The 14,607-nt window shown below is 31.1% G+C and carries 10 protein-coding genes; all 10 read right to left on the bottom strand.

All coding sequences use genetic code 11. The features are described 5' to 3' along the window. Positions 1-376: 376 nt before the first annotated feature. The gene (locus tag MPF19_RS18305) at positions 377-2,782 is read right to left on the bottom strand and encodes a glycoside hydrolase family 31 protein (protein ID WP_249989737.1); all 2,406 of its coding nucleotides are present in this window, start codon (positions 2,780-2,782) and stop codon (positions 377-379) included. Positions 2,783-3,058: 276 nt separating this feature from the next. Further along, on the bottom strand, positions 3,059-4,966 hold the full coding sequence (gene glgB / locus MPF19_RS18300; RefSeq protein ID WP_249989736.1) for a 1,4-alpha-glucan branching protein GlgB: 1,908 nt from the start codon (positions 4,964-4,966) through the stop codon (positions 3,059-3,061). 51 nt (positions 4,967-5,017) lie between these two features. Next, entirely contained in the window at positions 5,018-6,955 is a 1,938-nt protein-coding gene (locus tag MPF19_RS18295) for an alpha-1,4-glucan--maltose-1-phosphate maltosyltransferase (RefSeq protein WP_249989735.1), read from the bottom strand. Positions 6,956-6,996: 41 nt separating this feature from the next. Beyond that, the gene (locus tag MPF19_RS18290) at positions 6,997-8,262 is read right to left on the bottom strand and encodes a glucose-1-phosphate adenylyltransferase (protein WP_249989734.1); all 1,266 of its coding nucleotides are present in this window, start codon (positions 8,260-8,262) and stop codon (positions 6,997-6,999) included. Positions 8,263-8,266: 4 nt separating this feature from the next. Further along, positions 8,267-9,472 (bottom strand): glycogen synthase, encoded by a 1,206-nt coding sequence (gene glgA, locus MPF19_RS18285; RefSeq protein ID WP_203394903.1) that lies wholly within the window; start codon positions 9,470-9,472, stop codon positions 8,267-8,269. A gap of 212 nt (positions 9,473-9,684) precedes the next feature. Continuing rightward, positions 9,685-10,263, bottom strand: coding sequence for a hypothetical protein (locus tag MPF19_RS18280; RefSeq protein ID WP_203394902.1), 579 nt, complete (start codon positions 10,261-10,263; stop codon positions 9,685-9,687). A gap of 84 nt (positions 10,264-10,347) precedes the next feature. Continuing rightward, entirely contained in the window at positions 10,348-10,692 is a 345-nt protein-coding gene (rplT, locus tag MPF19_RS18275; RefSeq protein WP_068450935.1) for a 50S ribosomal protein L20, read from the bottom strand. 94 nt (positions 10,693-10,786) lie between these two features. Further along, positions 10,787-10,984, bottom strand: a complete 198-nt coding sequence (gene rpmI / locus MPF19_RS18270; RefSeq protein ID WP_105050637.1) for a 50S ribosomal protein L35 — start codon at positions 10,982-10,984, stop codon at positions 10,787-10,789. 122 nt (positions 10,985-11,106) lie between these two features. Beyond that, complete coding sequence (gene infC / locus MPF19_RS18265; protein ID WP_165733851.1) at positions 11,107-11,625, bottom strand: translation initiation factor IF-3; 519 nt, start codon at positions 11,623-11,625, stop codon at positions 11,107-11,109. Positions 11,626-11,740: 115 nt separating this feature from the next. Beyond that, positions 11,741-13,681 (bottom strand): threonine--tRNA ligase, encoded by a 1,941-nt coding sequence (gene thrS / locus MPF19_RS18260; protein ID WP_203394901.1) that lies wholly within the window; start codon positions 13,679-13,681, stop codon positions 11,741-11,743. Between the last annotated feature and the right edge of the window lie 926 nt (positions 13,682-14,607).

Genomic DNA, 14,607 nt, shown 5'->3' with positions numbered 1-14,607 from the left:
ATAAATATAATTCTTTAAACTTTTATTTTATAAGTATATTTTAAATTTAATAAGTGACAATTATATTTATAGTTTGTTCTAAAGGATCTATTTTATAGAGTTGCGTTAAACGTAAAACCTCAAAAATATGTTTTGAGGTTTTTTTCAATAATATTTATAACAATAAAAAGCGATTAAAGTTAAGATAAACTTTAATCGCTTTTAGTTTTGAATAATTATTTAAGAAACCTTAAACAATGTATGTTATGTTTGGGGGAAAGATTACTTACGTTACAAATGTAAGTTAGTAATACAAACCTCACAATACCCATTTATAGGGTTTTTTAGTTCACCGTTTTCAGTGAGATTACTCACTGAAAACAGTTAGAACAATTTTTTATTTACCTAATATATGTAACTCAGTAAATTCTTTATCCATAAGTATAGATTGAGTTTCTCCAAGTGTAACGTTATCTAAAGTTACCGGTACATTATCTATTTGTACAGAGGTGATTTCGAAAGGTAAATTATGAAAAACAATATTAAATTTAGTGTAACCTGCGTTAAAGTCTCCACGTTTGTGTTGTTGTATAATTAATTCTTCTTTTTTACCCGTTACCTTAAAAGTACGTAAACTAAATCTTCCTTTTTTATAGTCATACCCATCATGAGCATCATCGTATAATTTTGAAGACTCTTTACCTTCTTTATAATATAGGTCTAAAGTAATTTCATCAAATTCTTTTTCATCAACATATTGTTGTACAGGATATTTAGGGATTACTGCTCCTTCTTTTATAAAGATAGGCATGCTGTCTATGTCTGCATCTACCCACATTTCTTTTCCTCCTTGTACAAGTTCATCTGTCCAGAAATTATACCAGTTACCTCTAGGAACATACATTCTTCTTCCTTTAGCATTTGGTTCTTGTATTGGACAAACTAAAATTTGTTCTCCATATACAAATTCATCACTTCTGTGGTGTGTAGCTGTATCTTCTTGATCGTATAGAACTAAAGATTTTAAGATAGGTGTTCCGTCATTTATATAATTCCAAAAAGTAGTATATAAATAAGGTAATAATTGGTATCTAAGTTCAACGAATTTTCTTACGATATCTGTAATTTCATCACCAAAAACCCAAGGTTCTTGATCTCCATGATCTCCGGAAGAATGTACTCTACAAAAAGCATGAAATATTCCTAATTGAATCCAACGAGCAAATAATTCTCCTTGTGGTTGCTCTGCAAACCCACCAATGTCAGAACCAGCAAAAGAGAAACCAGACATGGCCATTCTTTGTGCTTGATTATTGGCAATTGCTAAGTGCTCCCATGTAGCAACATTATCTCCCATCCAGGTAGAGGTATATCTTTGTGCACCAGAATATGCAGATCTTGTAATAACAAAAGGTCTTTTTGGATATGCATATTTCTTTAAACCATGATACGTTGCACGTGCCATTTGAGTTCCGTAAATATTATGTGCCTTTCTATGAGAACAAGGGTTTCCATCAAAATCATGACGAACATCATCTGGAAAAGATTTGTTAGGAACATCCATCACGGCAGGTTCATTCATATCATTCCAAACACCTTTTACACCAATATCTTCTATTAATTCTTGGAATAAACCAGACCACCATTCTCTAACTTCTGGGTTTGTGTAATCTGGAAAATAACACTCACCAGGCCATACTTTACCTTTCATATAAGGTCCATCGGCACGTTTACAGAAATAATCTTTATCTAATGCTTCTTTAAAAACATCGTATTCTAAATCTATTTTAATTCCTGGATCGATAATTACTACGGTTTTAAAACCATCTTCTTCTAATTCTCTTACCATCCTTTTAGGATCTGGGAAATAGTTTTTATCCCAAGTAAAACAGCGGAAACCATCCATATAATCGATGTCTAAATAAATAGCATCGCAAGGTATTTTTAAATCTCTAAAAGTATTTGTAACTTCTTTTACGGTACTTTCTGGAAAATAACTCCATTTACATTGATGAAAGCCTAAAGCCCATAATGGAGGTAACGCATGAGGTTTTCCTGTTAAATCTGTATAATTTTTAACTACATCTTCCATCTGTGGTCCGTAGATAAAATAGTAATTCATTTCGCCTCCTTGTGCCCAAAAACTGGCTACATTTCTTCTTTCATGTGCAAAATCAAAATGAGATTTAAAAGTATTGTCAAAGAAAATACCGTAAGATTTACCTCCTTGTATAGCGGTGTAAAATGGTATTGCTTTGTAAATAGGGTCTGTATCCTTACCAAAAGCGTACGAATCTGTAGCAAAGTTTTCAAAACGTTTACCTTTTAAGTTTACATCTACGGGTTTGTCTCCTAACCCATAAAAACTTTCTGCTCTCTGGCAAGTTTTACTCATTTTTACGATGTCTCCACCATATTCATAGCTTTCTTCCCAATGAAAACCAATTTCATCTTCATTAATTAGTTTTAAGTCTAGGGCATCATAAAGTTTAACTTGTAAACTACTTTTTTCTACTTTACAGATTAATTTTGAAGTGGTAACTATATAATGAGTTTCGTCTTCTGTAACATCTAGAAAGTAATATCCTCTAGAAGCATGAATAGTAACTCCATAAGAAAAATCATTTTCAAATTTACCAGTTGTAGCGTATCTAAATCTTATAACACTATCTCTTACAACAGTAAGTTGTAAAATTACGTTGTTGGATGTTGTAAAATATAATGTATCTACATCTTTCTTGTAGCTTATTATTTCTGAAGGAAATAAGTTTCCTTTTTGTTCTAACTCGGTATTAACAATCATAATCTTGGTTGTTTATTTTGACTTGCAAAAGTCGTAAAAGTTTGTAAAACAGTCTTGTTTAAGATTGTTTTTATACTATTACGTATTCGTTTAATTTAGTTGTAAAAATATTGCTTATTTATTTAAAAATAATTAGAATACATTTTCTTTTTTAATTTGTCTATACTTTTCTTAAAGTCTTAAATATGAAGTCTTTTATTGTGAAGTTTAAAAAAATAAACCTCCTTTTTTATCAGAATACTAGATTGATAAAAAAAGAGGATTTGTAATATAATTTTATTTGTACTTGTAAGCAATCATACCCAAAGGAGGTAAATCTAATTCAATAGAATTCTTTCTATTATTCCATACTTTCTTCTCTGAAGTTAATTTTGTGTTCTTAAAGTTACCCGTTCCATTATATTTAGCAGCATCACTATTAAAAACCTCTTTTAAGGATCCTGCTTTTGGTAAACCTATTCTGTAGCCTTCTCTAGGAATAGGGGTTAAGTTTAAGATTACAATAATATTGTCTTTTTCATTTTCCCCTTTTCTAATATAAGATAATACAGAGTTTTCGTGGTCTCCATGATCTATCCATTCAAAACCTTCATGAGAAAATTGTTTTTCATGTAAAGCAGGTTCTTTTTTGTAAAATTTGTTTAGGTCTTTTACTAAATTCTGTGCTCCTTTGTGTACTTTATAATCTAATAAATGCCAATCTAAACTTCCGTCAAAATCCCATTCGCTTGTTTGTCCAAATTCAGCTCCTTGAAATAATAATTTTGTTCCAGGGTGCGTAAACATTAAACTATATAGCGTTCTTAAATTTGCAAATTTTTGCCATTCATCACCAGGCATTTTATCTACAATTGCTTTTTTACCATATACCACTTCATCATGAGAAAGAGGTAGCATAAAGTTTTCTGTAAAGGCATAATTTAAACTGAATGTTAAATCGTTTTGATGATGTTTTCTATAAATAGGCTCTTTTGCAAAATAATCTAAGGTATCATGCATCCAACCCATCATCCATTTCATTCCAAAACCTAAGCCGCCATCATAGATTGGTTTAGATACTTTTGGAAACGAAGTAGATTCTTCTGCAATAGTTTGCACATCAGGGAAAGCTTCATAAACAGCCGTATTCATTTCTTTAATGAAGTTAATTGCATCTAAGTTTTCTCTTCCACCAAACTCATTTGGTTCCCATTCTCCTTCTTCTCTAGAATAATCTAAGAATAACATAGAAGCAACGGCATCTACTCTTAATCCGTCTGCATGATATTGGTCTAGCCAAAAGATTGCATTACTAATTAAAAATGCTTTTACTTCGTTTCTACCATAGTTAAAAATTAAACTTTTCCAATCTTGGTGATATCCTTTTCGTCTATCTGGATGCTCATATAAATGAGATCCATCAAAGTAGCCTAATCCATGATCGTCTGATGGAAAGTGGGAAGGAACCCAATCTAGTAAGACACCAACTCCTTTTTCATGAAATTTATCCACTAAATATTTAAATTCATCTGGATAACCGAAACGAGATGTAGGAGCAAAATATCCTGTTAATTGATACCCCCAACTTGGGTCATACGGAAATTCCATAATTGGCATAAATTCTACATGCGTAAAATTCATTTCTGCAACATAATTAACCAAATCATCAGCTAACTCTCTGTAACTTAAAAAACGACCTTCTTCAATTTGCTTTTTCCAAGAACCTAAATGAACTTCATACACAGAAAAAGGTGCATCTAATGCATTGTTTTTCTTACGAGTTTTCATCCATTTTTCGTCATTCCAAGAATAGTCATCTTCCCAAACTTCTGAAGCCGTTTTTGGTGGATGCTCACATCTTCTTGCAAAAGGATCTGCTTTTTCTGTAGTGATATCATTATTACTACTTCTTATTTTATATTTATAAACGGCTCCTTTACCAATATTTGGAATAAAACCTTCCCAAATACCACTACCGTCCCAACGTACGTTTAAGTGATGTTCTCCTTCTAGCCAGAAATTAAAATCTCCAATTACAGCAACGGATTTTGCGCTTGGTGCCCAAACTGCAAAATAAGTACCTTCTACACCATCTACAGTGATAATGTGAGAACCAAATTTTTCGTATAATCGATAATGTTTACCAGCCTGAAAAAGACTAATATCAAATTCTGTAAAAAGACTGTGTACTTTTGTTTGTGCCATAAGTTTATCTTTTTTAATGTATTTTTTTAGTTTATTGTTTGGTTTTTAGTCTTACTTATTGATTTTAAAAATATGAAATGGTAATGTTGCATGTAACTCAACATAATTCCATTCATTATACCAATTGTAGCAATTTCTTGTTACCAAATCTTCAACTTCTATTTTCTGGCCATGATTAATTTTTAAGGCATGAAGCGGAAGTTGTACCGAACCGGATTGTGAATTATAAGCATCTAAACTTATAATTGTTATGGTTTCATTAGTTCTATTATCATTCCATTTGTAGAAAGCAATAATTTGATCATTACCGGTTTCTAAAAATTGAATATTATTTGTTTGCTGATAAGATTCGTGCTCTTTTCTAATATGATTTATTTTAGAAATTAAAGTAGTTACTTTGTTTTCTTTGAACCAATCGTAATGACAAAGCTGAAATTTCTCTGACATATAGTATTCTTCCTTTCCAGGAATAGGCTCACTTATCATTTGTTCAAAAACAGGTCCGTAAATTCCAATATTAGAACTTAAAGTAGCAGCTAAAGCATAACGTTGTATGTATTTGCTTTCTGGAGCACCTTGTAAGTGAAATGGATTAATATCTGGTGTGTTTGGCCAGAAATTAGGGTACATATACTCTTTTTGATCGGTTTTTGTTAAATCATTCATATACTCAATCAATTCATGTTTAGAATCTCTCCAAGTAAAATAAGTATAGGATTGTGTGTAACCTTGTTTTGCTAATTGTTGCATTACTTTTGGTCTGGTAAAGGCTTCAGCTAAAAATAAAACATCTGGATGCTGTTTTTTAACTTCTGCAATAATCCATCCCCAAAAGAAGTAAGGTTTTGTATGTGGGTTATCAACTCTAAATACGTTAATTCCACAATCTATCCAATATAATAAGGTGTCTAAACATTCTTTCCAAAGATTTTTAAAGTCTTTACTTTCCCAATAAATTGGAAGAATATCTTGGTATTTTTTAGGTGGATTTTCTGCATATTGCACGGTTCCATCTGGTCTCCATTTAAACCAATCTGGGTGTTCTGTAACCCAAGGATGATCTGGTGCAGCTTGCAAAGCATAATCCATAGCAACTTCAATGCCTAATTCTTTTGCTTTTGCTACTAAATTTTTAAAATCGTCTAAAGAACCTAATTCTGGATGCAAATCTTTATGACCTCCATATTTAGAACCAATTCCCCAAGTAGACCCAACATCTCCATCTTGTGCTACAGTAGTGTTATTTTTTCCTTTTCTGTTTACTTCACCAATAGGATGAACAGGAGGAAAGTATAATGTGTCAAACCCCATTTGGGCAACTCTAGGTAATATTCTGTGACAGTCATTAAAAGTTCCGTGTTTGCCCTCTTGTTCAGAAGCCGAACGTGGAAAAAATTCGTACCAAGTACTAAAACGAGCTTTTTTTCTATCTACGTATACTTTATATTCTGGAGAAGTCTCAGTTAAAGATTTCTCAGGATATTTTTTTAAAATAGATGTTAACCTCTCCGAAACAGCTTGTTTAATGGCTTCAGTATAAGTTTCACTATTTTTAAATATGAATATTAAATGTAGTAAATAGTCTTTTTCCTCAGGAGAAACGGTATCTATAATTGTAAATAAAAGTTCTGCTCCTTCTAAAAGTTCTGAATTTACATGCTGACAATCATCAATTTTTCTTCCTAAACCATGTTGCCAATTTAATGCATAATCTACCCAACCTTCTACTTTATATGAATAATAACCTTGTTTTGTGGTTTGAAAACTAGCGGTATATTCATCATTAAAGGTTGGCGTCATTCTAATTTCCGACCATTTACTATCTTTTTCATGTTTAAATAATAAATTTGCCTGAAGTACATCATGACCATCCACTAAAACGTCTGCAGTTACATTTACAATTTCATTTACAACTCGTTTAATATTTACTGTTCCTTGGTTTATTTGAGGAGCAATATTTTCTACTACAATTCTACTTTGATTTTGCATTAATTTGGTTAATTTTAAATAATAAAAAAGTAAAAAACATTCTATCCTATATTTGTTCCCTTAGGTATGGTAGCATCTTTTTTAATTACTACAATTCCGTCTTTAACCATATAAGAGTCTGTTTCTACATTTTCTATATGTTTGCCACCATTAATTCTAACATCATCGCCAATTCTACAGTTTTTATCTACTATACAGTTGTGTATGTAACATCTTTCTCCAATTCCCATCATAATTTCGATATGATTTGTTGATACTTCGTCTAAAGTTTCATAAGAATCATTTCCCATCATGTAGGTGTTTGATATTAAAGAATTTTTACCAATTCTAGAACGAATACCAATAACAGATCTTTCTATTTTTTCTGCATGAATAATACATCCATCTCCAATGACAGCTTTATTTAAAATAGAACCAGAAATTTTAGAAGTTGGTAAAATTCTTGGTCTTGTATAAATACCTTTTTCATCATATAAATTAAATTGAGGCACATCATCTGTTAAACCTAAATTTGCTTCAAAGAAAGAGTCTATAGTACCAATGTCTTCCCAATAACCATCATATTGATAACTTAATGTTTTATGTTCTTCTATTGCTTGTGGTATAATTTCACCTCCAAAATCATTGGTATCTGGATTTTCCATTAATTTAATCAATAAATCTCTATTAAAAATATAGATTCCCATTGAAGCCAAATAATCTCTGTTTTGTGCTTTCATTTCACTACCTACGTCAGAAGTCCAATTTGGTAATAACTCTGCTGCTGGTTTTTCTATGAATGAAGTAATTATATTTTCATCATTAGTTTTTAATAAGCCGAATGAAGTTGCATCTTTAGCATTTACGGGATACGTTGCAATAGATATTTCAGCACCACTTTCTTCGTGTTTTTGAATCATATCATTAAAATCCATCTGATATAGTTGATCTCCAGAAAGAATTAAAGCGTATTCAAAATCGTTCGCTAAAAAATGTTGCATACTTTGTCTTACGGCATCAGCAGTTCCTTGAAACCATTTGTCACTTTTCATGGTTTGTTCAGCAGCCAAAACATCTACAAAAGCAGAACTAAAAAAACTAAAATGGTAGGTATTTTTTATATGGGCATTTAAAGAAGCAGAATTAAATTGCGTTAAAACATACATTCTTTTTATATCAGAATTGATACAGTTAGAAATAGGAATATCTACTAATCTATATTTACCTGCAATTGGTACAGCAGGTTTAGATCTATCTTTTGTTAAAGGGTATAATCTTGATCCCTGGCCTCCACCTAAAATAATTCCGAGTACTTTATTGTTTATCATTGCCTTATTTTTTTAGTGATTTATATAATTCTTCTACTTGCTTTGCTATAGATATCCAATCAAAATGTTCTTCTACTCTTTTTCTACCTTTTTGAGCCATCGATTTTCTTAACTCCGGATCGTTAATTACGGTATTAATTCCATCGGCTAAATCTCTAGCAAATTTATCTGGATTAATAGGTTCAAAAGGTGCAGAGTCTTGCTGTTCTACTGGGATTAGAAAACCAGTTTCTCCATGAACAACAACTTCTTTAATACCACCAACTGCACTTGCAACAACAGCGGTATCACAAGCCATTGCCTCAATATTTATAATTCCAAAAGGTTCGTAAATAGATGGGCAACAAAATACATCGGCGTGAGAGTATAATTGAATAATTTCTTCTTTAGTGACCATCTTATCAATCCAGATTACGTTTTCACGAGTTTTTTTAACTTCGTTAACGGCAGCTTTCATTTCTTCACCTATTTCAGGTGTATCTGGTGCACCAGCACAAAGTACTATCTGGGTATCTGGATCTATATATTTTATAGCATTAACTAAATGTATAATTCCTTTTTGTCTTGTTATTCTACCAACAAAAAGTACATAAGGTTTATTTTTATCAATACCATATTCATCTAACGTAGCAGTTTCTGAAGTAGTAACATATTGCTGTAAGTTAATACCGTTATATATTACTTTAATTTTTTTCTCGTCTACATTAAAATGTTTTAAAACATCTTCTTTGGTTTCTTCAGAAACGGCAATAAGAGCATCTGCCATTTCAATTGCTGTTTTTTCTATCCAAGAAGAGGCATCATAACCACGCCCTAATTGTTCCCTTTTCCAGGGTCTTAACGGTTCTAAAGAGTGTGTAGTAATTACTAAAGGAATTCCATAACAAAGTTTTGCAACTATTCCAGCAAAGTGAGAGTACCAAGTATGGCAATGAATAACATCTGCATCAATAGGTTCAGCATTCATATGAAGACCTGTACTTAAAGTTTGAAATATGGCTTTAAGTTTATCGTCAGAATTGTCGAAAATCGGGTTCTCATATGGAAAACCTTTTACAGTTGGGTTGGTGTTGGTTTCATTCTGGTCTCCAAAACACCTTACGTCAACCTGCATAAGTTTTGCTAATTCTGCGGCAAGATATTCTACATGAACACCAGCACCACCATATACATAAGGAGGAAATTCTCGAGTATAAAAAAGGGCTTTCATAAAATTTCAGTAATTAAGTTTGTTTAGGTTTTTTTTGAATTCCTAAGTTAACAAAATACTATTTAATGAACTAAATAATTGTAGTTATTTTTTTTAAGCCATAAATACTACAAAATATCATAATATTAAGCCTTTATTTAATATTCTTTCTATGAAATCAGTATCAGAATTTAAAATATGAATTTAATATTTTAAGGATTATAGATTAAAAACTAATTATTACGCTGTTTATTAATCTCATCCTGTAGTTGTCTTCTAAGTTTTTGTTCTTTTTCTAAAGTATTCTTTCTATGCTTTTCAAACTCTTGTTCAATATCAGCTAAATTATCCTTTGCTTCTTTTGTTAGAACATTACTTTTAGAAAATTTAAAGATAAAATAGGACAATGCTAAAAGTAATATAACTATAAGGCTCCAAAGTAATAGGTTGTATGTTGTTTTACTTAATTGTAAGCCTAGAACTGAAATAGAATTTTCTTTTATTAAAGCCGCATCTAAATCTAATTTGGTCTTATCTAAAAGTGTTTTAGTTTCTTTGATACCATTTCTTTCTGTAATTAGTAAATTTTCTTTTTCAGAAATTTTCTTTTTTAATGATTTTACAGAGTCTAATACGTTTTGTTTAAGTTGTAAAAACTTGTCTTTACTAATTACTTTATAAGATTGGTAGTTAGTAGATACTCTATTAATTCTGTTAAATTGACCATCAAGAGAAGAGTCTTCATTAATTGTTTCTTGTGAAAAGGAAATAGTTGCGGTAAGTAGTAATAAGGTAATTATAAGTGATTTCATTGTTGTTTTTTATGTAACTGTAAATTTATAAAAAAAAAACCCAAACTTTATGTTTGGGTTTTAAATATAAGCAAGTATTATTATTTATTTTATTTTTTCTACAACTGCCTTAAAAGCGTCTGGGTTGTTTACAGCTAAATCGGCTAAAACCTTACGGTTTAATTCAATTTGGTTAGCTTTCACTTTCCCCATAAACTGAGAGTAAGACATTCCGTGTAAACGAGCTGCAGCGTTAATACGCACAATCCATAAAGAACGGAAGTTTCTCTTATTGTTTTTACGGTCTCTGTATGCATAAAGCATACCTTTTTCAACTGCATTTTTTGCTACTGTGTAAACGTTTTTTCTACGTCCGAAGTAACCTTTTGCAGCCTTCAAGATTTTTTTTCTTCTTTTTCTTGAGGCTACTGAATTTACTGATCTTGGCATAATTTCAATGTGTTTTGTAGTAGGCGATTCAATTAAGAATACTTTTTATGTTTTGCCTAACTCCATGGTTAATAATTAAATTCCCTGGTTAAACTTACTTTAAGTTTAACATTTGCTTAATGTTAGACTCATCTGCTTTATGTACTAAACCATCATGAGTTAACTTTAATTTACGTTTTTTAGACTTCTTTGTTAAGATGTGACTTTTAAACGCGTGCTTTCTTTTGATTTTCCCAGTACCAGTAACTTTAAATCGTTTTTTGGCGCTAGATTTTGTTTTCATTTTAGGCATCTCTCCTTCGTTTTTAACTTGCTTATTATCTTTAGTATTAAAGTTATTAGTTCATAAAGTTTTAAAGTTAAGTGGTACCTAACTTTAAAATCTCTAAGAAGTTTTAAACTTTAAAAACTCTTTTATTTTAGTTTTTTAGGAGCTATAAACATAATCATACGTTTACCTTCTAATTTTGGTAACTGTTCTACTTTACCATATTCTTCTAGCTCTTGGGCTAATTTTAATAATAAAATTTGACCTTGTTCTTTAAATATAATAGAACGTCCTTTAAAGAATACAAATGCTTTTAACTTAGCACCTTCTTGTAAGAATTTAAGAGCATGTTTCTTTTTAAACTCATAATCATGCTCATCAGTTTGAGGTCCAAAACGTATTTCTTTAATCGTCACTTTTGTAGCTTTCGATTTTAAAACCTTTTCACGTTTTTTTTGCTCATACAAGAATTTCTTGTAATCAATAATTTTACAAACAGGAGGTTTAGCTTTTGGTGATATTTCAACCAAATCTAATTCCTGTTCTCTGGCTAATTCTTTAGCTTTATCTAAAGGATATACACCAACTTCTATGTTATCGCCCACAAGACGAACTTCGTCAACATATCTTATTTTCTCATTAATTCTATGTTGATCTTCTTTGATTACTCTTAACGGTCTTCTTGACCTGCTTCTACGAATTGCTATGACTTATAAATTTTAAGTTTAACTAATGGTTGTTTTCCAACCTTTTTATTTTCTAGATGAAATTCAAAATTAATTAAAATTTCTTCAATGTTTTACTTTCTTCTGCTTTAATTAAAGAAATAAATTCTTCAATGGTAAATGTACCGAGATCTCCTTCACCATGTTTTCTTACAGAAACGGTTCCTTCTTCTTCTTCTTTTTCTCCAACAATTACCATAAATGGTACTTTGCTAACTTCTGCGTCTCTAATCTTTCTACCCGTTTTTTCACTTCGGTGATCTATCAGGGCGCGAATTTCGGAATTTTCTAACGATTTTAAAACTTTTTCTGAATATTTCTCATATTTATCACTGATAGGCAATAAGATAACCTGATCAGGAGTTAACCAAAGAGGGAAGTTTCCTCCCGTGTGCTCTAGCAATACCGCAATAAAACGCTCCATAGAACCAAATGGCGCTCTATGAATCATTACAGGTCTGTGCAATTGATTATCTGCTCCTTTATAGGTTAAATCGAAACGTTTTGGTAAATTATAGTCAACTTGTATGGTTCCAAGTTGCCAACTTCTGCCTATTGCGTCTTTAACCATAAAGTCTAATTTCGGACCATAAAAGGCAGCTTCACCTTCTTCAATCACAAAATCTAAACCTTTATCTGTTGCTGCACTTATAATTGCATTTTCAGCAACTTCCCAAGTTTCAGGATCTCCTATATATTTATCTGGGTTACTTTTATCTCTAATCGAAACCTGAGCTGTAAAATCTTCAAAACCTAAAGAACCAAATACATATAAAACTAAATCTATAACGTCTTTAAATTCCTGATCTAATTGTTCTGGTGTACAAAATATATGAGCATCATCTTGCGTAAAACCTCTAACACGAGTTAAACCATGTAATTCTCCACTTTGTTCATATCTATAAACGGTTCCAAATTCAGCAAAACGTTTTGGTAAATCTTTATAAGAATAAGGTTTAAAGTTATAAATTTCACAATGATGTGGGCAGTTCATAGGTTTCAATAAAAACTCCTCATCCATTTTAGGTGTTTTTATCGGCTGAAAACTATCTGCACCATATTTTTCATAATGACCAGATGTAACATATAGTTCTTTTTGACCAATATGTGGAGTCATTACTTCTTCGTAACCAGCTTTCTTTTGTGCAATTTTTAAGAAATCTTGTAAACGATTACGTAAAGCAGTACCTTTTGGTAACCATAAAGGCAAACCAGCACCTACTTTCTGAGAAAAAGCAAACAATTCTAACTCTTTACCTAGTTTTCTGTGGTCACGTTTTTTAGCCTCCTCTAATAATGCTAAATATTCAGTCAACATTTTTTGTTTCGGAAAACTAATTCCATAAACACGTGTTAACTGATTATTTTTTTCGTCACCGCGCCAATAAGCACCAGCAACACTCATTATTTTAATAGCTTTTATAATCCCAGTGTTAGGTATGTGACCTCCTCTACATAAATCAGTAAAAGTACTATGGTCACAAAAAGTAATTTCTCCATCCGTTAAGTTTTCTATCAACTCAACTTTATATTCGTTATTTTCTGCTTTATATAATGACAAAGCGTCTGCTTTAGAAACAGAACGTAAAGAAAACTCATGTTTTCCACGTGCAATCTCTAAAAACTTCTTTTCAATAGAAGGGAAGTCTTTATCAGAAATAACATCTTCACCTAAATCAATATCATAATAAAAGCCATTATCAATTGCAGGTCCAATGGTTAATTTAGCTTTCGGATAAAAACTTAAGATAGCTTCTGCTAAAACGTGTGCAGAAGAATGCCAAAAAGCTTTCTTACCACCAGCATCATTAAACGTATATAAAATTAAAGAACCATCCGTGGTTAATGGGGTAGTGGTTTCAACAGTTACGTCGTTAAAATTTGCAGATATTACGTTTCTAGCAAACCCTTCACTAATGCTTTTTGCAACATCCATCGGAGTGCTATTCTTAGCAAACTCCTTAATAGTTCCGTCAGGTAAAGTTATTTTAATCATTTAATGTATAATATTTGAGGATACAAAGATATTAGAAAACAATATTTCACACAATATATATATGTACTTATTAAGAATCTATTTTTTTTGGGTGTTCCCGCTCCAAAAAAGACGCGGTCGGGCTTTCCGCACTCGCTTTTTTTATAAAAAATAAAAAAGAGCTCAAACAAATGCTTCAATCCCTAACATGGGCTTCAGTTATTCTAAGAAGCTTCAAGTAAATAATCTAACAAAGAGTAGAACTAACAAATATAATATCCTATATGTATTTTTAAATTTCACTAATCATTGCGATGCATAGCATGTTGAGTGGTGAGAGGTACAAGGCATTTTCTTTATACCGTAAATCATCCTTCAAGTTAAATCTATGTATTCAAAACAAATATAGGGCTCATTAAGTATCTGTTTTTAGGTAGTTTAATTAGAAAACGAAAGTTGTTGTGCTATATATAAAGTCCATTTATAAGATTAAGAAACGTGTTTCTTGTGGAATTTAAAATGAAAAGAAGGTTAAAATTGTCCGTTCAATCTCTTTTTAATAAAAAAAAACATTTCGAGCCTTCATTTAGAAGATTAAAAAGAAGTCTAAGTAATCAAAGAAACCTTATTCATAATCAATAGTTATGAGAATAATCTAAATGTCATCAAATACCTATAGGTATTTTAAGTGCTCATCTAACGAACCTTAGTTTTCTATGTTCCTATGTGTTAAAAAGAGATTACCATTCACAAAAGAAACAGACCTCTTAAGACTCTCAAAAAAAACGTAAAAAAACTTCTCTTGTAATCCATTAAAAACAAACCACTTAAAACCGTATGTAAAATTAAATAAAAATAAAGGTAAAAAAATAGTTGTCAGAATAAAAATGAGTTGTAAGTTTGCACCCGCTAACAGGAATAACACAGAGTTAGCAACGTTCATTGAG

The organism is Polaribacter sp. Z014, assembly GCF_023555435.1.
Taxonomy (GTDB): Bacteria; Bacteroidota; Bacteroidia; order Flavobacteriales; family Flavobacteriaceae; genus Polaribacter.
This window is presented reverse-complemented; position numbering and strand designations above follow the sequence as displayed.